A 23081-nucleotide genomic window follows, 5' to 3' on the forward strand; every position below is an offset into this window, starting at 1 on the left:
ATTGTGAGTACGCGTTTGTGTAGGAGCTGGCTTGCCAGCGAAGACGGCCGTGCGCCGTGCAGCGCCAATGAAAACGCCTTCGCCGGCAAGCCGGCTCCTACAGGTGTCGGCCGCAAATATTGGCGTGTACGCGTTCCGGTTTTTAGCAGCGGGTTACAGGGACAGCATGCCCTTGAGATAGCGGCGGACTTGTCGATAGCGTGGGCAGTTGTCGAGCAGGCCTGGATCGGGTTGCGCGTGGTGTTCCAGCGCCTGCTGATGGCTGCAGGGCATGCCGCGGACTTGCACCAGTTGTTGTTCGTCGCTGTCACTGCGCTTGAGGATCAAGCTGTCGGGTGTGTTGCCCGTACTGATGCGCCACAGGGGGACGCCCTGTGCTGCGGCGCGTGAAGACAGATCGTCTGGTTCATGGGCACTCCATACCAACACCTTGCCGGCTTCGCGCGCCACTGTTGTCATCAGGTCGGTACGATAGCGGGTGAACTTCACTTGACCCCAGCGGCTGTCGAGCAAGCTGCGGATTGCCGGTTGCCGGCGTCGGGGCACGCCGAGCACGGTTAATGTGCCGGCGAACTGGCTGTCCTGCTGTTTTTGCCGGGCCAGTTGCCGGGCCACGGTCAACACGTCGCAGCGCTGGTCGGTCAATGGGTTCACATAGCGGCAGTAGCGAATGTAGGCGGCGGCCACCAGTTGCTCCAGCGTTGGCCGGGCCTGGCGTCGCGGGATCGGCAAACGGTCATCGGTCAGCCCCCATCCCGCGTAGAAAGGCAGCCCGAAACACGTCACGGGTACACCCTGAATCAAGGCTTCCAGTCCAGCCTGGCTGGTGCCGACATACACCCGTCGGGCGCGGCCCGCCAGGGAGGCCCAGGACACGTGGCGGTTCTCCAGCGCCACGCCTCGCGCGAGGGCAGCGTCGAGCAGGCAGCTTTTCTTGTGGCCGTTGATGCAGTCGGGGTGAATCCGCACCCGTACGTCCGCGTCGGGATTCTCCGCCAGTGCCGCATCGAGCATGGAGATAAAGTCCGCTTCGCAAAGCCCGCCGCCAGGAATGGAGAAGTCGCCGTAGGTCTGGTCCACCACCAGGATCAATGGCTTGTCGCGACCCAGGGAGTCTTCATCCCTCAAGTCCGGGGCGTTGTTGTATTTGCCGATGCCGCTGCTGCGCATCAGGCCAATCAATGTCCGGGCGGTCGCCAGCTCCGCAGCGGTCAGGGTGTGCGGATTTTGCAGTATGTTTTCCAGCAGTGACGGGCGATCGGCCAGGTAGTGGATGCCGATGGGATCGACCACCATCGACATCGGCGTATCGCCTTCAACCCCCAGCGAAGAGGAACGCAGAAAACCGTCCTCCAGCGCTACATAAGGGATGCCCCAGCGTTTACACAGCACCCGGGCATGGTCGGAAGAGCTTTTGTAGCCGATACCGGAAATCGCCTTCAAACCTTCGGGCCGCTGTTGACCGCGTCGCCACAGCCACTGCGGCGGCCCTTCGGGGTCGAGGAACTCACTCAAGTGAAAGACTTTCCACATCACCCACTGCGACATGATGCCCACCCAGCCGGGGCCTTCCACCAGTGACTCAAGGGGGATTGATCGACTCATCTCTTCGCGGTTCATGGTTGGGATGTCAGCGAGCGGCGCATGTTGATCACCGCGGGGAAGGGCAGAAGGCGGCCAAGCCAATTCACTGGAGTGGAGCGGACCCGGGTGAATCCCAGCTGCACATAAAGTCGCCGGGCCCGTTGATTCTTCACCTGGACCTCCAGCTCTACCCGATCATGGCCGGCTCGCCGGGCCTGATCAAAGGTCGCTGTCAGCAGTGAACGGGCAATGCCCTGATGACGTGCGTGCTTGATCACGTGCAGACCATAGAGATAAAAACCGTAGTACCACTCCCGGCCTTCGGTCATCGCAAACAGCAGGTAGCGCAGTACACCTCGCAACCGGCCGAATTCACGCACAAATGGCCCGGCACCTGGCGAGAAAGGCCCGCGCCGATGGTGCTTGAAGGCGGCATAGCCAAGGGGCGTGCAATCGCGGTAGGCGATCAGAATCCGGTCCCAGTTGATCGACTCGGCCAGCAGCCGATAACGGCAGGCTTCATCGCCGAGAAAGAAGGCCAGCGAGCTGCGCCCCGACGTGATCATCCGGACGATCGACTCATCGGGTTCCGACAGGCTCGAACCGAGGGCGATCCGCAAAGCGGCGGTGTCGATGTCAGTCATGGGTTGCGGTCTTGGCCCGGCTTGCTTTCTTGACGGATGGCTGGATGCTGCTCGACTGCTCGACTGCTCGACGAAGGTTTTGGCCAGTTGTTCCACGCTCAATGCCCGGGGGGCGCTGGAGCAGGGCGCCTGGTTGGACCAGATGAAGAAATCGGTATCGCCATCCGGCGCGCCCAGGGCGCAATACACATCCGGGAGAATCGGTACGTGGTCGCCAAAGAAACACAGCCCGGTCGACGTTGGACTGGCCAGCAGGTACTCGCGCAACGTTCCGAGCATCCGGTCGGCATTGCTCAGGTGACGCAGATAAGGCGCCAGGTCACGCATGCCGTCCAGTAACGGACGATCGAACCAGGTGGGCAACTCTGCCGCTTCGACCTGTTCAAGGTGCAGCGGTCCATGGTTTTCCATCGTTACGGCGTGGATGTACAAAGGCTGAGTGCGAGTGTTGTCGTCGAGCAATTCGATGATCTTGTCCGCTACGGCACAATCGCCAATGAAAGGCCCGGCTTTTTGCCCGTCATTGAAGCTGCGCACGTCGATGAACTCATCGAAACCCAGCGCCGGCAGCACGCGGTCCCGGCCGTAGAAACTGCCCGCGTAAGGGTGAATGCACACAGTGCGATAACCCCGGCGTTTCATTTCGGCGGCGATGCTTGGCAGCCCTTGGCGGGCCAGGTGGCGATAAGGATTGAAGCGATGAACGCCCAGCCTGTCGCCGGCAATCCCGGTCAGGAAGGCGAACTCGGTGCGCACGGTATTCGCGCCCCAGGCAGCGACTTGCAGTCGACCATGGGTCCTGGCTTCGCTGCGTAGCACATCGTATTGGCTCAGTACCTGCTCGCGGATGCCGGGCCACAATCGGCGAATATCGAAAAAAGATTCGCTCTGCACCGAGACCAGGTCAGGCAGGGCTACGTCAGTAGGGTTATCCAGCGCTTGCGCACCGACCGCGAAAGGCGAGTGCAGGGTGTCGATGGACACCTTGCGCCGGGCTGCGCAAAAGTAGGTCCACAAACTGGCGGCCAACCCCCAGCGGCGCAAATCCAGGCTGGCGTCGTAGCTCGGTTGCAGCGGTTTCATTGCGCCAATGAACAGCAACACCATGGCACTGACCAGCGCCAGGGCGGCGGTTGATAATGCATCGCTGGCGGCGGCTTCGAAATACAGTCCGCAGGCGAGATAGGCGACAAACGCCAACGCCAGCACAATGGTTTTGCCGATGCCGAAGAAGGGCAGGTACAAGCGCGGAAAGCGCACGGCGTCGCTGAAATACTCAAAGTCCGCGCACACGAAGGGTTCGCGCAACGAGTGGTACTTTGAATTGCTCACCAGCACGATCAGCAGCCACAGGGCCAGCACGTTGACGGCACTGAAATATGGGCGTCCGGTCATGCCATAAAGCAGCGCAACCGCGAACAACCATGCCCCGGCGTGCAGCAGCCAGCTGCGCAGCGGCCGGCGTAAGGCGGGCCTTGGGATCAGCAGCGCTTCGATGCCGCAGGAGAGTAAAAATCCGCCCAGGATGACCCAGGCAAAAGCACTGTTCAGAAAGTCAGGCACCGTAGTCCAGCCATCGCAAAATTACAGACGACATCCGTGGGGGAATCACCCCCAGGGCCCAGCATCCGAGGTTCAAGGGGAAGGGGAAACTGATTCGCGCCTGGTTGGCCGCCAGGCCACTGCGAATTCGCTGCGCCGCTTTGTCCGGGTTCCACAACAGCGGTTTCGGCCCCGGCATTTCAAAGCACATTTTCGATTCGACATAACCGGGCATGATCACGTTGATCCGCACGCCGTCAGCGGCCACCAGGTCGCGCATGGCTTCGCCGTACGCCTTGATGGCTGCCTTGCTGGCGCTGTAACTCGGCGTGGCCGGCAGCCCGCGCCAACCGGCGAGGGAGCTGAACAGAGCGATCTGCCCGTGCTTGCGTGCGCGCATCGCCGGCAACGCCGCCTGCACGGTGGCGATGGCCGCCATGACGTTGACTTCAATCACCGCCTGGGACAACGCCCACTCTTCATCTTCGGCATTCGGGCCGGTCGAGGTGTTCAGTCCTGCGCCGACGATGATCAGGTCCGGCTGTTCGGTTTCGCTGATCCGGGTGATCCAGTTGCGCACTGCTTCCAGGTCCTGCACATCCAGTGCGTGGAGGATGACCCTGGCGCCGGCGGCGCGGCACTGCCCGGCCATTTCCTCCAGGCGCTCGGTGCGTCGGCCCTGCAGGATCAGCGTCACACCGGGCGCCGCATAGGCGGGCGCCAGTGCACCGCCAATGCCTCCCGTGGCACCGGTGATCAGGATGCAGCGTGGTTGTTTTTGCCGCGTCATAAGTAACGTTCAATCCTCGAGGTTTTGGCCATCAGCACTTCCAGCGAGTTGGTCACGGCCATGTCGATACCGCAGCGCGTATAGAAGCCGCCATTGACCTGGGTGGTGTGTATCACGGTGCTGCGAAAGCGCTGGAACAGCGTGGTATCAGGCGGCTCCGGCGTGTGCCAGAACTCGTCGAGGCTGCCCTGATGGGTGAGCCCCTTGAGGTTGTAGATCGGGTCGCTGAGGGCGATGGTCGGCACGCTGTGCATCAACGACGAACCGCCCACGGTGCTGTTGACCGTGACCACGCCTGTGACGTGGGACAGCAATGTCGGCATGTGGCCGCTTTCGAGGAAGTCCACGCGATCGGCAATGCCAAGTTTGTGGGCGATGCGCCGGGTGATCCGGTGGTAGTTGACGATGCCCGGGGTCAGGGGATGATTCTTCACCACCAGACGTGTGTCACTGCCGGCATGGCGAGCGAACGAACCCAGTACGAACTTCAACACATCCTTCATGTGCCTGAACGGCGAGTGATCGCGGATCTGCGCATCGCTGTCCAGCTGAAGTGGTAACAGAAAGGTGCGATGGCGATTGCGTGCCACTTCACTGATCACCTCGGCATCACGACCCTTGGCACTGGCCAGGCGAATGCCCTGGCGAATGTAGCCGGCATACTCCACCGCTGCGTTGTAGGGCGCGTGGGTTTTGTAATGAGGGAACACCACTTTATTCAATGCGCTGCCGACGTGGTACATCACATCGTGGACGGCCCGGGAGGCAAAGGACAGGCGGAACGAATTGCCGTTGTGATAACGGGGGATGTACTTGCCGACTTCCCGGTACCATTCCGGATCACGGGGCAACAGCGAGTGATTGTTCACGCCGTTGCGCTCAAGGGTGATCCAGTAGGGACGGAAGTAACCTTCTTCGAACACGTGCACGCGAATGCCCAGCGACTTGGCCAGTTCCACCGCCGGTTGATGCACCGGACGGCAGTCGCCGAACAGCACTACGTCAGTAATATGGTCCGCTCTGAAGCATTGGCTGTAGAAGTCCATCAGCTGCTCGGGACGCGCCGAATAAAACACCCGCGCGCCGCTGCCGTACAGGATGTCGCCCATGTTGAAATTGACCGATTTGACCAACTGCCCCTCGGCCCGCAGAGCCTGTACCAGGCGTGCGAAAAACGGTGAACTGACGCCCTGCAAAAGCAGGAACGAGTTGCGCGTTTTCACCGATACCGGACGTGTTGAACGCTCGACAGGCACTACGAGTTTCCGGGACGTGGTTTCAATGCGGTAAGAAGTAAACGCTGGATCATCTCTCGCCATGTTGGAAGCCTTCCTTGTGTAGGTACTTCATCCCAGTTCTGAATCTCGACTAACGTGCGTTCGGGGGTGGTGAATTTTCGAGTGATGCGGCTGACATAGGTCGGATAGCGGATCAGGGTCGCGGCTACCAATTCGTCCAGGGTCAGGCGCCGGGTGCGGCGCGCCTGAACTTCAGCACTGATGTCCCGATCGCGGGTCAGGCCCCAGCCGGCATAAAACGGCTGGCCGTAAGTGGTCACCGGCACGCCGCGCAACAACGCTTCGAAGCCTGATTGCGAGGTCAGCACATGCACCTCGTCGACCTCGGGCAACAGTTCGTGGAAGGGCACATCGCCCACCACCTGGTTGCACCATTGACTGGTGTGTTCTTCGTCCTCGCCAGCTTCACGAGTGCCGGCCAGCACTTCAGGGTGCGGCTTGTATAACAGCCATGCCATCGGGTGGCGCTCGCGCACAGCCTTGAGCAAATCAAGATTGCGCCGGATGCGGTGTGCGCCGTAGCGGATCGAGGCGTCGGACTCGACCTGACCCGTTACCAGAATCACCTGCTCGACACCCGCTGGACGTTTCCACGTGGCACCGGGCAAGTTGTATTTGGTGACGCCCGCGGCGCAGATCGCTTCACGCAGCGCGGCTGCCCGTTGCAGCAAAACCGGACTGCACGGTTCGTTCTGCAGGAGGTGCTCCAGACGCGAAGGGCGGGTGGCGTCGTAGTAAATGCCGAGGTCGTCGAACACCCACGACAGCGGGCGGGTTTTCTTCGCACCCAGGCCGACAGAGCGCAGGAAACCGTCTTCGACGCGGCCGAGGTGTTTGCCAACTTTTTTGCTCAGTGGCGTGTCGTGTTGACAACCCCAGGTGATGACCGCCGTTGAGATGCGCTGACGGGAAAAACGACCAAAAAATCGAATGGACGAACCGTTAAAAAAATCCAGCACCAACGGTTGCTTCCACTTGCTGAAGCCAACCATTTGCAGGTTTTTTGGCAGCCGACTGCGCATCCGTCGTTGTAGGCCCAACCATGCCAAAACGGTCTCGGGTGGGCAGGGTGCCCCCGTCTCCGGGTCAACATAACGCGGGTACTCCACCAGAGCGGCGTGCAGCAATTGTTCAAGGCTGACAGGCTGGCGCCGCGCGGGGGCGGGCAATACATCGGTGGTCAAACCCCAGCCGGCATAAAAAGGCATGCCAAAGGTGTAGACCGGCACGCCCCACAACAAGGCATCGAAGCCCAGTTGCGAAGTCATCACGTACGCAGCCTGGACGGCAGGCAGCAGTTCAGCTGGATGAACGTTTTCGCTGATCAGATGAACCCGTGGGTGTTTACGCAACGCCGCCAGATCGAAGTGCCCTTGCTTGCGCCCGGCCACCACGTCCGGATGAACCTTGACCACCACCGTGCTCAGCGGGTGACGGGCCAGCGCGGCTTCAAGCATGCGTTCGAAGTCAGCGGCGCTGGCGCCTTGCAGCGAGGCATCGCCACAGGTCTGATCGGCCACCAGTACGCATGGCTGCGGCAATCCGCAGGGTTCGATTCGGGCACCGTTATATTTGGACACGCGTTCTTCGCACCAACTGGTTTGCAAGGCACGGGCACGCAGGATCTGCGCTTGCGTCAGTGGTACGGGAATCAGTTGTTCCAGGCGAGAAGGGGTGGTGGCGTCGTAATAGATGCCCAGCGGGTCGACGATCAGCGATAGCGGCGGGTCTTCGGCGCCCAGCCCCACGGAGCGCAGAAAGCCGTCTTCGACGGTGAGCAGCGGCAAACCGGCTTTTTCAGCCACAGCCTGAGCGCGCACAGCACTGGGTTTGCGCCCCCACGCGAGGACATCATCGGCCTGGGCAATGTCGCGCACCGTCCCACACAGCAACCGATATTCGGGCAGCAGGGCTGGAAGGGTAGGGATCTGTTGCGCACCTTTGGAAAGAATCAGCAAAGAGCGATGCGGTGGAGCGGCATTGTCCATAAAAAACAGCAGATATCCATAACGGGCGGGCACAGCTCTCCGGCGCAATCAGTGCGTACCTGAAGAAAAATGCTCAATGAAATTTGCCGCGAATGATAATACAAATGGCACGTTGCCATACACTAAAGTAGGATATTTCTGACGTTTTTTCACATTTGTTGTAAGCGACTAAGCCCGATGGCTGTGATGGATTAAATGCTCCGATGAGCGGTCAGGGCTTGGCGCTATACGCAATTGACAAGTGTCGTAAAACTCCTGTCTTTCGGGGTCACCCCGCCCACCGCACGCGCAGGCAAGGAAATGACAGGACTTGCCCGGTATTAGTCGGAAAGGGGCAGCATCACGTTCCCTGCAAGCAACCCAACCAATAACATGCGCGCCACTCAAATCAAGGAGCGATAACATCCCCATGAATCACCTTCCCATCGCCAAAGAAGCCCTCAGCGCCCAGGCGCAAGCTATCAGCCAACTCGCCGAGCGCCTGGATGGCGAATTTCAACGCGCCGTAGAACTCATCCTCGGCTGTAAAGGCCGTGCAGCAGTCTGCGGTATGGGCAAATCCGGGTTGATCGGCCAGAAAATGGTCGCCACCTTCGCCTCTACCGGTACACCCAGTCTGTTCCTGCACCCGGCCGAAGCCTTCCACGGCGACCTCGGCATGCTCAAGCCGATCGACGTACTGATCCTGATTTCCTACAGCGGCGAAACCGAAGAAGTCATCAAGCTGATTCCGAGCCTGAAATCCTTCGGCAACAAAATCATCGCCATGACCGGCAACGGCAAATCCACACTGGCCAAACACGCCGACATCTGGCTCGACATCTCCGTCGAGCGCGAGGTGTGCCCGAACAACCTCGCACCCACCACTTCGACTCTGGCGACCATGGCCATGGGCGATGCACTCGCCGTTGCCCTGATCAGCGCCCTCGACTTCAAACCGATGGACTTCGCCCGCTACCACCCCGGCGGCAGCCTCGGCCGCAAACTGCTGACCCGCGTCAGCGACGTGATGCACACCAACCTGCCCAAAGTCAGCCGCGAGACCTCATTCCACGACTGCCTGCTGGTCATGACCTCCAGCCGCCTGGGCCTCGCCCTGGTCATGGACAATGAAAAACTGGTCGGCATCGTCACCGACGGCGACCTGCGCCGTGCGTTGCTGGGCAATCCGGGTGTAGTGAACGAAAGTGTCGCCAGCTTCATGACCTCCAGCCCGCATACCGTGAAAGCCAATGCACAGTTGAGCGAGGCTGAGGCCTATATGCTGGATCACAAGATTCGTGCGCTGCTGGTGACGGCAGAGGGGAGTGATGAGGTTGTGGGGGTTGTGGAGATTTTTGATTAATAAAGCGCCAATCTCAGTTGATTAAAATACAACCCAATTAAATTAAAGGTGATGGACTTTGATTTGCTTGGGTTTGTATAGGGGCGGAGGGGGCATCAGATTTTCAACGGTTTTGAGAGGACAATCCTTTGTCCTGCAGTCCTGAAAGGATTAGGCAAAACCCATCGGAAAGTATCCTACCTGTAAGCTTAGATTTTTCACCAGAATAGTTTTCGCTTTTCCGTCTGTAGCTAAGTTGATCCGTACGAATACTGAGTCTTTATGGGTTGAGTTAATAGATAAGAACTGTTCAGTAACGCTGATGTTTTTCCAGGTTCCAGGGCTGTTCTTTTGAGAGTTTTTATGATGGTATCCAGAGTCTCCAACTCCACCCAATGTTAGATACATTTCTCCGTGAGTTGTGTATACATCCGCAGAAAATGTAATGTATTTGCCTAGCATGGCTTGATGCTGTTCTGCATTCGCTTGTACGGTTGAGCTTAAATAAATGTTTTTTGTATTGATTGGAGTAAGGTTAATTTCCAGGTGGTTGAAATCACTATTTATAGCGATTTCGGACTCCCCTTCGTTACGAATCCACCAGTGATCATTGATGTATTGGTTGTTTTGAAGTGAGCTGATTTTTCCGGCTGTTCTTAGGTGATTTCCGGAAATTAGATTGTCGTTAATGGAGGGTGTTGGTGTGCAAAGTCTCCAGCGCTCTCCATCAAAAAAGCAAGTTCCGCCAGTAAGATGGTTGTTGGCATAAAAGCCGATGTTGGAAAAAAATACTTCCTTACCCGCTTGTTGGTACAGGTAGCGATTTTGCCATGAAATACTATCGCCGGAGTGGTCTATTGTGCGATAGGGGTCATGAATTCTTGCTAGCTTTCTTTCTGCCCTGAGTTGTCGTTTGTTTGTTTTGTCTTCTGGTATTAACTGCGAAAGTATTGTCTTAAGGTCGAGCTCGGTTCTGAATTTTGAAAGAAGGTCCATAACTGTGTAGATGTACCCTACTTCTTTTCCGAAGAACATGACGTGAGAGTCGACGTCGAGAGTCTGGACTATCAGTTTTTTGTTCTTGGGAGCTGACTTTGTCAGCAGTTCAACATTAATTGTGTCAATTTCATCATGGCCGTGAATGACATAGATTGCTGAGTCTCCCCATTCGGAGTCAGCAATTTCATCAAGGTTGGTGTGATGCCCATTAATCTCATTGATGTGTTCTATAAGTTCAGGCCATGCATAATCTTTGGTGATGTCGAGGTTTATCTGGGGGTTCGAAGCAATGGCATTGGCATTTAATTTGAACGCATGAAAAATTGCACCGTACCCAGACATCGATGAGCCGAATAAAAATGTTGAGTGTGGTGCATAGAACTTCGTAAAACTCTGAATTGTTGCTAGAAAGGTTTCTCCGTTGTCGTTATCGAGATACCAAGAATTCTTTGGGTCGGAAATAAACAGCAAGTCACAAATCTGATTTTCAAGAAATGAGCGTAATGCCATATATTTGTTGCCTTGGTTGTGGGCGCTCATCACAATCAAAAGCTTTTCAGAGTTTGTGTTTTCTGAAATTGGTACGAATAGAACTTTTTTTCCAAAGATGGTTTTTTCGTTCTTCTCTACAACGCTTGTTATGTCAATAGTTTGATCCATAAGCTTCTGCTCTAGTTTTGATTTTCCAGCTTCAGAAAAGGACCAATAGAGAAAATGCTACCTGTCTTGTTTCTGATGCCGGAAAGCTATTGGAATGATTTGGCGTATGCTTATTTTGAAGCGTTTTTAGGGAAGAAAATGTGAAGCCATCTGACTCTTGGGTTTTTTGAATCCAAGAAGAATTTTTTTGGCGTTCTAAGGAATTTTTCCATCTTTTTTCCACGTTTTTGTTGTGCCAGTTTTTTACTCAAGGGCACAGGTGTGGCCGCGGATTCTAATGGTTCTGGGGCTTTTTTCGTTGGATTCGGTGTTTTAACAGGGGTTGCCGGAGTTGTGAGTGCTTCGTTTTTTTGTGGTTCTGACTTAATTAGCGGAATAGGTGGTGTTAAATGAAATATTGTTCTCAGCATGGTCTTCCCGGATGGGAATGCAGAAACTAGCGAGAACTGCAATGCTTTGGTAATGAATTCTTCGTAAGATTTATACTGAGCGAGACCAAGTCTGCTTTGCAGCTTTCCGCTTGTTAGGTCCTTGATGAAAAGCTCTATGGTTTCGGGGGAGTAGTCCGATGTGAAGCCAAGTTTTCCATAGAAAGCGTTTGCAAACTGAATAGGTTGAAAACCTTCAAAAGCAGCTTCCAAAAGCGCCTGCGAGTTTAGGCCTAGTACATATTCGGTTTGTTTGAATAAGGATTTTATGTTGTAGCTTTCCAAGAGCAGTAAGCGTTTGCTGCTGTTGTAGTTTTTTTCGTCGGTTTCAAAGTGAGATGCTAGAGCATCAAAAGTCAACGAGGTTTTGATGTTTTTCTTTTTTCTTTCCCAAGGGTGTGCTTTAAATATAATGTTGAATTCGGTTTCGTCCAGGATTTTCTGGATAATTTCTTTATAGAAATTTAACGAATTTAAACCGAGGTCTTTATATTCAAGTAGGGAAAAGTCATTTAGTACTTGGCCAGTGATAAGTATTGTTTTTTTGCTGTTGCAGAACAGCTTTGTTGTGTTTTCCGGAGGCTGAGTAACGTTTTTATTGGCGCCGCTCAGAATTTTATTAATTGCTTTGTTTCTGCTGCGATCACGCTCTGTAGGCGACTCATCTGATCCTAATGAGCGGTAGTAGGCCTTGAGTTTAAGGTTTGAATTGTTGGCAATTGGTTCGTATTTTTCTTCGATATAGTTATCACTGCCCGTGAAAAAACTTTCCAGTACAAAGGCACGAGGTGCTCTGTTCTTCAGTAGTTCAAGCAGTGATCGTGCGTATATCAAGCTTCCAGAAAAAACCAGAACAAATTTTGGGTTGTGCTGTTTTATAACTGGGGACCAATGGTTTACCCATTGAATGGCTGCCGCCATATTCCAAAGCAAGACGTCTGGTTCGGTTTCGAAAATGTGGTCGAATAGTTCTCTACGAGAGGTCGGGATAGGCTTATTCCAGAAACTCTCTTTTGTTATCAGCAATGAAAGAATTTCGGCTCTCGAGACTTTGAAAATGTTTACTTCAAGTACGGATATCTCAAAAAGCTCGTTCTGTGAGAGCGAGCGTAGATGACTGTACTCCTCAATCAAAAGCTCTTGATGTTCGGAATAGTCCCCGAATACGCTCAGCCAGTCTTGACGTTCTTCGTTAAAGATCGCGTTCGCTTTTGAGTCTTCCAGATATTCGTAGAAGCTTCCAAAATTTCTTTTGTTGATATGTAGAGGGTCAGCAATGAAAAATTTGCTCATGCGAATAGCTCAAGTACTTTGTTGATTGAGTCTTGGCTTCCTTTGATTAAGCCAAGGTGCTCTTTCATGTTGAGATTAATCGAATCCTGCCAAGTAATAAGGTTTTCGCTAGGGTGTTGGCTGGATTCAAATAATTTCTTATATCGTAGGTTTCCAGGTTCAGCGAGATCATTAAGCATGATTGCGTCTGTTTCAGGTTCCATCTCAAGATAAATCCCATGCATATCGTGCTTGATTAGATCTGGGACCATTCCTATCGGGTTCGCCAGGATTGGAACTCCCATTGCGGCCGCTTCAGGAATGTTTGCTGGGCCACCTTCAAAGTAACTGGTCATGAGCAAGGCGTTTACGCTACGGTAAGCATCGATCAGCGCAGGGTAAGGCAGTCGTTCATACACTTCAGTATCAAAACCTAGTGCTCTAAGGACTCTACCTTCTTCTGATCTTCCGTCGCCTACCAATAAAAATTCGATATTGTCCGAATCTAGGCGTTTGGCCAATTCAAATAAATAGGCCTCTCCTTTTACCTTTCTTGCATAGCGTTTGGATACGACTGCGACTTTGAATTTCTTTTTTTCCAGTCTGCCTAGTTGTCTCGCGTTATCAATCAGGCTGTGATTGTAGCCGTGCGGTATTACAACAGTATTGAGAACTCCACACTCCGCGAGTTTTTTTTGCTGCAGAGTATTCAAGCAGATGACGACATCAGCTTCTTTGTAGCGATCAATGAAAACTTGCAGCGGCAGCCAACTGTCAGGATCATTTAGATCATGATGGACTGTTACAACGCAAGGTTTGATCAGTCGTACTTCGAGGTGCGGTCTATGATAATGACGTACATGGGCGCCAACGACTGGCTTTTCGCTGGGTATGTGAGTTGCATATTGTTCAGTGTAGCGAGAGAAATAGGCGAAGATATCCTCGAAAATTCCGCTATGAACATTATTTGATAGAACGTGATTTACTATGATAGTCATTTTTATGCCTATACCCGATGTTTACCGCTGAAGACTATCGATGGTTCTGCCGAGCACCAAAGTTTGTACAATCGGGCCAATAATTTTTTGCCACTCATATACTGCAGCGTTAGTTATATAAATCGTATCGTCGGGTTTGAGCATGACCTGACGGGCATAAAAGATTGCCGCCGGATCACGCATATCAATTCGCATAACGGTGGGTTTTGTTGCACCTTCACCCATCCGGAACACAAACACGCCCTGTGGATTTGCATTCGCTTCTTTCAGCCCGCCGACGGAGCCCAGCGCGTCCAGGAGACTGGCGTTTTGTGCTGGCAAATCATGCAACCCAGGTTCGCCCACAGCCCCCATCGCCACAAAGCGTTGGCGCGCACGGTCCAGCACCACTTCCGAATTTGGATTCAGAACGAAGTTGTTACCGGCCAGGACGTCTTCGTAGTTGTAGGTGTTGGCTTGTGCGCCATTGCGCACGGTAACGTTGACCAGGTGCGGCTCCATCACCGGGCCGCCGGCCTGGTTGATGGCGTCCAGCAGGGTCAGCGGGCCTTGCAGGGTGGAGAAGCGGCCGGGGGTCTTGACTGCGCCTGCGACCAGCACCGAGCCGGACAGGTCGCCAACCAGATCAACGTGCGCTTGCACATCGGTGGTCACGCCCTTGAGCTTCTGGCGAATCATGTCTTCGACTTGAATCAACGTCATGCCGGCCACGAATTGATGGCCAACATACGGCAGGGAGATCATCCCCTTGTCGTCGATGCGCACTTTGAGCTGGGTGCCGCCCGTCGAGAGCGGGGCGAACAGGCCGCTGCCTTCCGGGGCGTTGTCGGTGATCAGCACGTTGATCACGTCACCACCCATCAGGCGCACGCTTTGCGCCAGAGGGCTGGTGATCTTGGCCTTGGCCGGTTTGGCGGCCGGGCGCATGAACGGCTCGATGGTATTGGCGTTGATGTCCACCAGGTCATACGCAGTGCTTTGGCTTTTGCTTTCGATGTCGCCTTTGTAGGGGCCGGCACCGGACAGCGTTCCGCTGCAACCTGCCAGCGTCAAGGTCACCAGCATCAAACCCGCGACAGCACTGTTTCGCATGCTCAAGTTCAGGGGGCGAAGGGGCAGGCCAGAAATGGATTTAATCACGATGATCCTCGATCGATGCAATTAGGAAGCGAGTGATGCCGTAGAGCAGCAGCAGTGCCAGGAAGATGGTTGCGAGGTTGTAGAGGCGTTCCGGGTACAGGGCCATTTGCGGCGCGTTCGGGCTGACCACGGTGACGAGGGTGCGAATCTTCTTGCTGGCTTCAATACGCGCATTGTCCAGTGCGGCCACGGCGGTCTTGTAGGTTTCTTCGGCGATGCCGGCGTCCAGGGTCAATTGCTGGAAGCGCGAAGCCACCACGTTGAGCTGGGCGCCATCCGGGGCGGATACCAGCAGGCGTTTTTCCGCATTCAGCTGTTCACGGATAGCGTCCACGCGTTGCTGTTGCTGCTTGACCTGTGGTGAGTCCGGGCGAAGCTTGTAGAGCATCTGGGTGAGTACGGCGCGCTCTTTGGAGTGCTCGGCTTCCAGGGTGTCGATGATGCTGGCGCGGCCTTGGGCCGAGCTTTTACCGTCCAGTACCTTGTTGCGGTTCTGGAAGCTCAACAGCTCTTCCTTGCATTTGGTGTAGTTTTTCTTCGCGCCTTCCAGTTCGCCCTGGGCGAAGCGCATCTGTTCGCGGGCGATGCTGTGGGAGACTTCGTTCACGAAGTGTTCGCTGGCTTCCAGAATGGTCTTGACCATTTGCTCGGCCAGTTCCGGACTGAAGGCTTGTACTTCAACTTTCAGCAGGCCGGTGGTTTCGTCGTAGTGAGCCGAGACCATGCGCTGGTAGTACTCGAGCAGGTCTTCGCGTTCGGTATCGGTGGCCAGCCAGAAGAGCGGGTCGCTGCGTTGTTTGCTGTATTGCTCGACCCAGTGCAGGCGGTCTTCCAGCAATTGCATCATGTCCATCGACACAATGTATTCGCGCAGATAAAGGGTTTCTTCGCGGGAGGCCGGGTTGGCGCCGCTGAGCAGCATGCCCAGGCCGGGCATCTGGGCCGCAGGGTTGTTGCCCTCCTGGCGTACAACCACTTGCGCGGAGCTGACATAGCGATCCACGGCGAAAAAACTGTAGTAGACGGCGGCCAATACCATCGGCAGCACGATCAGCCCCAGTGTCAGGCGCCAGCCCTTGAATTTACCCGTACTGCTCATATGCACACGCATCCTTGAAATGAAACTGTCACGCCACGGTCAGGCGATCAGGTGTTGTAGGCCTTGATGCCTTCATCGACATCGTCATAGATCTGCACCCCGCCATCGCGCACCAGCAGCACGACGTCACAGAGCTTTTTGATTTCGGGCATGCTGTGGGAAACCAGCACGACCTTGGATTTCTGCAGGCGTGTTTCGAACACGTCGGCGCACTTGCGCTTGAAGTGCGCGTCACCGACCGACATCACCTCGTCGATCAGGTAGTAGTCGAAGTCGAAGGCCATGCTCAGGCCGAACGCCAGGCGCGAGCGCATGCCGGATGAGTAGGTTTTGATGGGCTCGTCGATCCAGCTGCCAATTTCCGCAAAGTCTTCGACGTAGCTGATTTTCTGGCGCATGGCCTCGCCTTCCGCGCCGTATACCCGGCTGACGAACTTGATGTTTTCGCGTCCGGTCATGGTGCCGTGGAGGCCACCGGACAAACCTACCGGCCAGGAAATGCTCTTGTCGGTGACTACAGTGCCGGAGTCCGGTATGTCGGCACCGCCCAGCAGGCGCATCAGGGTCGATTTGCCCGAGCCGTTGCGACCGATCAGGCCGATGTTTTTGTCCGGCGGAATCTGCAGTGACAGGTCGCGGAAAACGTGCCGGCGACCCTTGGGGGTCAGGTAAGACTTGGTGATATTTTTGAGCTCGAACACGGGAAGCCTGCGGTTAGCCGTTCTTGGTAGAGATCAAATGCAGTCGACGAACCCGGTATGTGCCAAGGGAGACGAACAGCAAGACCAGGGTGAACGCGATTACGTAATGCACCGAGACGCCATCGACCGGAACGTAATGCGGGAAGATTTCGGCGCGGATCAGTTCCAGCAGATGCAGGAATGGATTGAGCAACAGTAGCGGCAGCATGGCGTGAGGCAGGTAGGCGGCGGGAACCAATACGCCTGAGAGGAAGTACAGCGGGAAGAACATCATCCGCAGAAACAGCGCGCTGCTGGGCATGGCATGGGCAATCAATGACAACAGCATGCCCAGGCCAAGGGAAAACAGGACCCCCAGAAGGATGGTCAGCATCCACTCGATGGGGGACTTGATGGACATGTCGAAGCCGAACCAGGCAAAGCCAAAGACCAGAATGGCGTAAGCGCTCGCGGAGATGCAGAACTCCACAAGCACACGGGCAATATAGGTGTCGAGAGGCTTGATCTGTTTGTAGGCAAACAGTGAGCGGTTTTCCTTGGGGCTGTTCATCAGACGCAAGGCCGTGTTGCGAAACAGCAGGAAGGGCGCGAGGCCTACCAATACAAAAACCGGGAAGTCGATGCCGGCCATGGCGCGGCCACGCAGCAGGCCGAACAGCACACTCAAAATAAGCAGATGGCATATCGGTTCAATCAACGTCCAGCTCGCACCCATGCGCCGGTCGCCAAAACGCGAACGCGCTTCACGCAGCACCAGGGCAAAAATGACGGATTTCTTGATTTGCAGGGGGGAGCGAGGCTTGAGCATGATTAACCGCAAAGCACAACGACGCGAAAAGCGCGTTGCTTGAATTCATTTTCAGAGGACTTTCTGCCGGGGGTTGGCAGATTGCTTCCATTCGTGGGGCGCGAGGTTAAACGCAGCGCGAGACAGTAGTCAAGCCGCTAAGTTCCCGAGCAGTGCCTGACGAAAGATAACTGTCGACGTGGATATGTTTGGTATCAAAAATCCGGTTTTGCTTTGTATTTATTGGGTGGTGTCAATGGCGACAGCAAAATCGTGTCGGCTATTTGTCTGATTTCTAACATCGAGGCGCGGGGATCGCTTGTCGGATTACAGCGGCAAAACTCAGTGGCCGGTGCCGTGAAAGGCACCGGGTTCAGCGTGGGTTTCAACCGATGGTTTGTTACCCGGCCAACATCGGATAAGTGAACAATCCGAAGTGCAGCAGGTTCAAACCGAAATGGGTGGCAATGGCGGCCGCGAGTCCGCCGAATCGATAGGCCAATCCATAACCTGTGCCCGCCACACTCGCGAGCACCACCCACTCCCAGCCGGCTCCCCAGTGGGCCAGCCCGAATAGAAGCGAAGCGGTCAGCAAGGCAAGGTGTCCGCCGTACGGCAAGTGTTTCCAGCGCCGGCTGAGGCCGCCTTGTACATAGCCGCGAAATAACGCCTCTTCCACTACGGTCACCAGCAAGAGGTTGTTGTTTATCCACAGCCAAGCCTGGTCCGGCCATTTCAGCGACCACTCGACGATCCCCAGTAGCCAGGCTGCCCCGAGCGTGGTCATTGCCGTCAGGCACAAGGCGACGGTGCCGGCCTTGAGTGTCCGCATCAATGGCTGGCGACCGACGATCCATGGACAGACCACGAGCAGCCAGAAGCCAATCAGCGGTTTGTCCAGATTGAGGTTCATCGAAAAGGGCACGGCGTTCTCGGAGAAGTGCTCTTGGTCGATCATCTTGGCGTTGTAGAAGCCCGGCCACCAATGCACTGCCAAGGCGAGTGCCAGAAGGACGAACAGTGCATGGCCGAGATAACGGACGTAGCGATACTTGGGTTGCCGCACTGCCAGACCTGCGATCACCAGCAGGATGATTGCCGCGCCCGCCAGGACGGTCAGTTGTCCATAAGTGAGTGCCAGGACATAACCAGCAGAAAGCAAAGTCAGGTACGGCCAGGGCGGTACGGGCATGGACAGGATCCTTGTTTCCAATGGGCTCGCTTAAAGTCGGGGGCATTTAGGCAGATATAGTCGTTAGTCAGCAATTGTTGTGCGGTGCCTTGGCGCGTAGAACTGCACTTGTGACTATGTTTAAAACTGCCTGACATTTGCTTGAAGGGCGCTCTGCCGGATTTTCCTGAACCAGGAGATGCGCATGATGACTTGGCCTGTTATTGCTGTGACATTGTTGATGCTGGCGGCTTTTATGGTTGTTGTGATTTCGCTTAATGGTTGGGTAAGGCATTTCAGGATTGAAGGGGATACCGAGCGCTAGTTGCGGCCCTTCGATATCGAGAGTTTTGAGCACAGGGATGTGGCACCCCCCCCCAAAAAAAAACACCGCCCGAAGGCGGTAATACCCTGTAGCAGCTGCCGAAGGCGGCGTCCGGCTGCGCAGCAGTCGTAAATCCGGCTTGCGCGATCTGTCTGACTTACCGCGAACTCTGACTTTACGACTGCTGCGCAGCCGGACGCCGCCTTCGGCAGCTGCTACAAGGAAGGCGTAGCGTCTGGGCTCGCCTGACCGATCGGCATTAGCCCGAAGGCGGTGCTTGTCTCAGTGCAGGGTTATGAGGCAATCAATTGCCGCAACACGTAGTGCAGAATCCCTCCCGATTTGAAGTACTCCACTTCATTGAGCGTATCGATCCGGCACAGTACTTCGACTTTCTCGCTGGTGCCGTTTTCACGGTTGATGACCAGCGTCAGGTTCATCCGTGGCGTCAGCTCGACGCCGGTCAAGCCGAGGATGTCCAGGGTTTCACTGCCGTTGAGGTTCAGGCTCTTGCGGTTCTGATCCAGCTTGAACTGCAACGGCAACACGCCCATGCCCACCAGGTTGGAGCGGTGAATCCGTTCGAAGCTTTCGGCGACGACCGCTTTCACCCCCAGCAGATTGGTGCCTTTGGCTGCCCAGTCGCGGCTCGATCCGGTGCCGTATTCCTGACCCGCGATCACCACCAGCGGCGTGCCCGAGGCCTGATAGCGCATGGCGGCGTCGTAGATCGGCATTTTCTCCCCGGTGGGAATGTAGCGGGTGTTGCCGCCTTCTTCACCGCCGAGCATTTCATTGCGTATGCGGATGTTGGCGAAGGTGCCACGCATCATCACTTCGTGGTTGCCGCGCCGTGAGCCGTAGGAGTTGAAGTCCCTCGGCTCCACGCCTTTGTCGCGCAGGTATTGCCCGGCCGGGCTGTCCGCCTTGATGTTGCCGGCCGGGGAGATGTGGTCGGTGGTCACCGAATCGCCGAGCAGTGCGAGGATGTTGGCGCCACTGACATCCTTGACCACGGGCGGCGGGCCGCCGATGTCATCGAAGAACGGTGGATGCTGGATGTAAGTCGAGTCGTCCTGCCAGACATAGGTCGCCGCCTGCGGCACTTCAATCGCCTGCCATTGCGCGTCACCGGCAAACACTTCGGCGTATTCCTTGTGGAACATGGCGGTGTTGACCTGATTCACGGCGTCGGCAATTTCTTTGCTGCTTGGCCAGATGTCCCGCAGATAAACCGGCTTGCCGTCCTGATCATTGCCCAGGGGTTCGCGACTGAGGTCGGTGCGTACCGTGCCGGCCAGCGCATAGGCGACCACCAGTGGCGGGGAGGCCAGCCAGTTGGTTTTCACCAGCGGATGCACCCGGCCTTCGAAGTTGCGGTTGCCTGACAGCACGGAGGCCACGGTGAGGTCGGCTTGCTGGATGGCTTTCTCGATGGGCTCCGACAGCGGTCCGGAGTTGCCGATGCAGGTGGTGCAGCCATAGCCGACCAGGGCAAACCCCAATTCATCCAGGTATTGGGTCAGGCCGGCAGCCTTGTAGTAGTCGGTAACCACTTTCGAACCGGGCGCCAGCGAGCTCTTCACCCAGGGTTTGCGTTTCAGGCCTTTTTCCACGGCTTTCTTCGCCACCAGCCCGGCCGCCATCATCACGCTCGGGTTGGAGGTGTTGGTGCAGGAGGTGATCGCGGCAATCACCACCGCGCCGTTTTTCAGGCGATAGGTCTGGCCTTCGTGGTGGTAGTCCGCTTCACCGGCCAGATCGGCATTGCCGACGGCGACGCCGCCTCCGCCTTCACTTTCCAGGCGACCTTCTTCCTTGCTGGTGGGTTTGAATTGGTGGTCGAGGAAGTCACTGAAGGCTTGGGCGACATTCGGCAGCGAAACCCGGTCTTGTGGGCGTTTCGGCCCGGCGAGGCTGGCTTCGACGCGGCCCATGTCCAGCGCCAGGCTGTCGGTGAACAGCGGTTCCTGGCCGGGCAGGCGCCACAGGCCCTGGGCCTTGCTGTAGGCCTCCACCAACTGCACCGTTTCGAGGGGGCGGCCGGACAGGCGCAGGTATTCCAGCGTGACGTCGTCCACTGGGAAGAAACCGCAGGTGGCGCCGTATTCCGGGGCCATGTTGGCGATGGTCGCGCGGTCGGCCAGCGGCAGGTCGGCGAGGCCATCGCCGTAGAACTCGACGAATTTGCCCACTACGCCCTTCTTGCGCAGCATCTGCGTGACGGTCAGCACCAGGTCGGTGGCGGTGATGCCTTCCTTGAGCTTGCCGGTGAGTTTGAAACCGATGACTTCCGGAATCAGCATCGACACCGGTTGCCCGAGCATCGCCGCTTCCGCCTCGATACCGCCGACGCCCCAGCCGAGCACACCGAGGCCGTTGATCATGGTGGTGTGGGAATCGGTGCCGACCAGGGTGTCGGGAAAGGCGTAGGTGCGGCCGTCCTCGTCCTTGGTCCAGACCGTGCGGCCGAGGTATTCCAGATTCACCTGGTGGCAAATCCCGGTGCCCGGCGGCACCACGCTGAAGTTGTCGAAGGCACTCTGGCCCCAGCGCAGGAACGCATAACGCTCGCCATTGCGCTGCATTTCAATGTCGACGTTTTGCTCGAAGGCGCTGCTGCTGGCGAACTTGTCGACCATCACCGAGTGGTCGATCACCAGGTCCACCGGCGACAAGGGGTTGATCCGCTGCGGGTTGCCGCCGGCCTTGGCCATTGCCGCGCGCATGGCGGCCAGGTCGACCACCGCCGGTACGCCGGTGAAGTCTTGCATCAGCACCCGCGCCGGGCGGTACTGGATTTCGCGGTCGGAGCGACGCTCCTTGAGCCACGCGGCCAGCGCCTTGAGGTCGGCGCCGGTGACGGTTTTTTCGTCTTCCCAGCGCAGCAGGTTTTCCAGCAATACCTTCAGCGACATCGGCAACTTGTCCAGCTCACCCAGGCTTCTGGCGGCCTCGGGCAGGCTGAAGTAGTGGTAGGTCTTGTTGCCGACTTGCAGGGTTTTCAGTGTCTTCAGACTATTAAGGGACGGCATTACGATCACTCCTTTAAGTCCGTACGGCTACGGACTGAGGGGACGGGCAGAGCCTTAAACCTAGCCCTGTTTTAAGTAGCTGGCTAATAACTGGACTCTATGGGCAAGTCCGAGGTTCCGAAGTCAGTTATCATGCGCCGGTTTTCGTGACAGGCTTTGCTGTAGAGCAAGTCTGGGCATCGCGCAGTGGTTGAATGTCTCGCCATCTGCCCAGGAGTAAGAATGAACACCCTATTCATGCATTGCCGGCCGGGCTTCGAAGGCGAAGTCTGTTCCGAGATTTCCGACCTTGCCGCGCGGTTGAACGTGGCTGGTTATGCCAAGGCCAAAGCGGCAACAGCTTGCGCCGAATTTGTCTGCACCGAAGAAGACGGCGCCGAGCGTCTGATGCGCGGGCAGCGTTTCGCCGAGCTGATCTTTCCGCGCCAATGGGCTCGCGGCATTTTTATAGATCTGCCGGAAACCGACCGCATCAGCGTGATCCTTGATCATATGGCGGACTTTCCGCTGTGTGGCAGCCTGTGGCTGGAAATGGTCGACACCAACGATGGCAAGGAACTGTCGAACTTCTGCAAGAAATTCGAAGTGCACCTGCGCAAGGCGCTGATGGCCGCTGGCAAACTGGTGGACGACGCGCACAAGCCGCGTTTGCTGCTGACGTTCAAAAGCGGTCGCGAAGTGTTCATGGGCCTGGCCGAGTCCAATAATTCGGCCATGTGGCCGATGGGCATTCCGCGGTTGAAGTTTCCACGGGAGGCGCCGAGCCGCTCGACGCTGAAGCTGGAGGAGGCCTGGCACCACTTCATCCCGCGCGACCAATGGGACGAGCGCTTGCATGGAGACATGACCGGCGTTGATCTGGGGGCCGCTCCCGGTGGCTGGACCTGGCAACTGGTCAACCGTGGCATGCTGGTGACCGCCATCGACAACGGCCCGATGGCTGAAAGCCTGATGGATACAGGGCTGGTGCAACACTTGATGGCCGACGGTTTCACCTTCAAGCCCAAGCAGCCGGTGGACTGGATGGTCTGCGACATCGTCGAGAAACCGGCGCGCAACGCCGCGATGCTGGAAGAGTGGATCGGTGAAGGTCATTGCCGCGAAGCGGTGGTCAACCTCAAGTTGCCGATGAAACAGCGTTACGCCGAAGTGAAACGCCTGCTGGAGCGCATTGCCGATGGCTTCAAGGCGCGGGGCATCAAGGTCGAGATCGGTTGCAAGCAGCTGTACCACGACCGCGAGGAAGTGACTTGCCATTTGCGCCGGCTGGACGTGAAGAAACCCAAGTCCCGCTGA

At 56.3% G+C, this 23081-nt stretch carries 16 protein-coding genes; 2 read left to right on the plus strand and 14 right to left on the minus strand.

The annotated features are described in order from the left end of the window. Window positions 1–153: 153 nt before the first annotated feature. Genes AC07XF_RS11130 through AC07XF_RS11150 form a run of 5 tightly spaced genes read right to left on the minus strand, consistent with a single transcriptional unit; the run spans window position 154 to window position 7846 of the window. Entirely contained in the window at window positions 154–1605 is a 1452-nt protein-coding gene (locus tag AC07XF_RS11130) for a capsular polysaccharide export protein, LipB/KpsS family (protein WP_495026518.1), read from the minus strand. A gap of 11 nt (window positions 1606–1616) precedes the next feature. Continuing rightward, window positions 1617–3791, minus strand: coding sequence for a GNAT family N-acetyltransferase (locus tag AC07XF_RS11135; protein WP_495026519.1), 2175 nt, complete (start codon window positions 3789–3791; stop codon window positions 1617–1619). Further along, the gene (locus tag AC07XF_RS11140) at window positions 3784–4560 is read right to left on the minus strand and encodes an SDR family NAD(P)-dependent oxidoreductase (RefSeq protein ID WP_495026520.1); all 777 of its coding nucleotides are present in this window, start codon (window positions 4558–4560) and stop codon (window positions 3784–3786) included. The genes AC07XF_RS11135 and AC07XF_RS11140 overlap by 8 nt, the downstream gene beginning before the upstream one ends. After that, the gene (locus AC07XF_RS11145) at window positions 4557–5816 is read right to left on the minus strand and encodes a capsule polysaccharide biogenesis protein (RefSeq protein WP_495026521.1); all 1260 of its coding nucleotides are present in this window, start codon (window positions 5814–5816) and stop codon (window positions 4557–4559) included. Before AC07XF_RS11145 ends, AC07XF_RS11140 begins: the two co-directional genes overlap by 4 nt. Continuing rightward, window positions 5816–7846, minus strand: a complete 2031-nt coding sequence (locus AC07XF_RS11150; protein ID WP_495026522.1) for a capsule polysaccharide biogenesis protein — start codon at window positions 7844–7846, stop codon at window positions 5816–5818. Before AC07XF_RS11150 ends, AC07XF_RS11145 begins: the two co-directional genes overlap by 1 nt. Window positions 7847–8255: 409 nt before the next feature. Here AC07XF_RS11150 and AC07XF_RS11155 point away from each other — a divergent pair, with 409 nt between their 5' ends. Next, window positions 8256–9191, plus strand: coding sequence for a KpsF/GutQ family sugar-phosphate isomerase (locus AC07XF_RS11155; protein ID WP_495026523.1), 936 nt, complete (start codon window positions 8256–8258; stop codon window positions 9189–9191). A 150-nt stretch (window positions 9192–9341) separates the two neighbouring features. Here the strand turns inward: AC07XF_RS11155 and AC07XF_RS11160 are convergent, their stop codons facing one another. The 9 genes from AC07XF_RS11160 to acnA form a co-directional block, all read right to left on the minus strand. Then, a complete protein-coding gene (locus tag AC07XF_RS11160) occupies window positions 9342–10829 on the minus strand; it encodes a hypothetical protein (protein ID WP_495026524.1) in 1488 nt (495 codons plus the stop codon). A 110-nt stretch (window positions 10830–10939) separates the two neighbouring features. Further along, entirely contained in the window at window positions 10940–12550 is a 1611-nt protein-coding gene (locus AC07XF_RS11165; RefSeq protein WP_495026525.1) for a capsular polysaccharide export protein, LipB/KpsS family, read from the minus strand. Further along, window positions 12547–13527: a glycosyltransferase gene (locus AC07XF_RS11170; RefSeq protein WP_495026526.1), complete on the minus strand. Its 981-nt coding sequence runs from the start codon at window positions 13525–13527 to the stop codon at window positions 12547–12549. Before AC07XF_RS11170 ends, AC07XF_RS11165 begins: the two co-directional genes overlap by 4 nt. A 21-nt stretch (window positions 13528–13548) precedes the next feature. Continuing rightward, complete coding sequence (locus AC07XF_RS11175) at window positions 13549–14619, minus strand: polysaccharide biosynthesis/export family protein (RefSeq protein ID WP_495026527.1); 1071 nt, start codon at window positions 14617–14619, stop codon at window positions 13549–13551. 40 nt (window positions 14620–14659) lie between these two features. After that, the gene (locus AC07XF_RS11180) at window positions 14660–15766 is read right to left on the minus strand and encodes a KpsE/RkpR family capsule polysaccharide export protein (RefSeq protein ID WP_495026528.1); all 1107 of its coding nucleotides are present in this window, start codon (window positions 15764–15766) and stop codon (window positions 14660–14662) included. Between the two features lie 47 nt (window positions 15767–15813). Continuing rightward, window positions 15814–16467, minus strand: a complete 654-nt coding sequence (locus AC07XF_RS11185; protein WP_495026529.1) for an ABC transporter ATP-binding protein — start codon at window positions 16465–16467, stop codon at window positions 15814–15816. 13 nt (window positions 16468–16480) lie between these two features. Beyond that, on the minus strand, window positions 16481–17275 hold the full coding sequence (locus AC07XF_RS11190) for an ABC transporter permease (protein ID WP_495026530.1): 795 nt from the start codon (window positions 17273–17275) through the stop codon (window positions 16481–16483). A gap of 379 nt (window positions 17276–17654) precedes the next feature. After that, entirely contained in the window at window positions 17655–18446 is a 792-nt protein-coding gene (locus AC07XF_RS11195) for a CPBP family intramembrane glutamic endopeptidase (RefSeq protein ID WP_495026531.1), read from the minus strand. Window positions 18447–19043: 597 nt separating this feature from the next. Beyond that, window positions 19044–21785, minus strand: a complete 2742-nt coding sequence (gene acnA / locus AC07XF_RS11200; RefSeq protein ID WP_495026532.1) for an aconitate hydratase AcnA — start codon at window positions 21783–21785, stop codon at window positions 19044–19046. 222 nt (window positions 21786–22007) lie between these two features. On the opposite strand from acnA, the gene rlmM reads away from it, so the two are divergent. After that, the gene (gene rlmM / locus AC07XF_RS11205) at window positions 22008–23081 is read left to right on the plus strand and encodes a 23S rRNA (cytidine(2498)-2'-O)-methyltransferase RlmM (protein WP_495026533.1); all 1074 of its coding nucleotides are present in this window, start codon (window positions 22008–22010) and stop codon (window positions 23079–23081) included.

The organism is Pseudomonas sp. GW821-FHT01C01 (genome assembly GCF_059422645.1).

Coding starts and splice junctions, on each gene's coding strand:
- AC07XF_RS11175 (WP_495026527.1), bottom strand. CDS start 14,619: ATGCGAAACAGTGCTGTCGCGGGTTTGATGCTGGTGACCTTGACGCTG.
- AC07XF_RS11180 (WP_495026528.1), bottom strand. CDS start 15,766: ATGAGCAGTACGGGTAAATTCAAGGGCTGGCGCCTGACACTGGGGCTG.
- AC07XF_RS11190 (WP_495026530.1), bottom strand. CDS start 17,275: ATGCTCAAGCCTCGCTCCCCCCTGCAAATCAAGAAATCCGTCATTTTT.
- AC07XF_RS11165 (WP_495026525.1), bottom strand. CDS start 12,550: ATGAGCAAATTTTTCATTGCTGACCCTCTACATATCAACAAAAGAAAT.
- acnA (WP_495026532.1), bottom strand. CDS start 21,785: ATGCCGTCCCTTAATAGTCTGAAGACACTGAAAACCCTGCAAGTCGGC.
- AC07XF_RS11195 (WP_495026531.1), bottom strand. CDS start 18,446: ATGCCCGTACCGCCCTGGCCGTACCTGACTTTGCTTTCTGCTGGTTAT.
- AC07XF_RS11130 (WP_495026518.1), bottom strand. CDS start 1,605: ATGAGTCGATCAATCCCCCTTGAGTCACTGGTGGAAGGCCCCGGCTGG.
- AC07XF_RS11160 (WP_495026524.1), bottom strand. CDS start 10,829: ATGGATCAAACTATTGACATAACAAGCGTTGTAGAGAAGAACGAAAAA.
- rlmM (WP_495026533.1), top strand. CDS start 22,008: ATGAACACCCTATTCATGCATTGCCGGCCGGGCTTCGAAGGCGAAGTC.
- AC07XF_RS11140 (WP_495026520.1), bottom strand. CDS start 4,560: ATGACGCGGCAAAAACAACCACGCTGCATCCTGATCACCGGTGCCACG.
- AC07XF_RS11155 (WP_495026523.1), top strand. CDS start 8,256: ATGAATCACCTTCCCATCGCCAAAGAAGCCCTCAGCGCCCAGGCGCAA.
- AC07XF_RS11150 (WP_495026522.1), bottom strand. CDS start 7,846: ATGGACAATGCCGCTCCACCGCATCGCTCTTTGCTGATTCTTTCCAAA.
- AC07XF_RS11170 (WP_495026526.1), bottom strand. CDS start 13,527: ATGACTATCATAGTAAATCACGTTCTATCAAATAATGTTCATAGCGGA.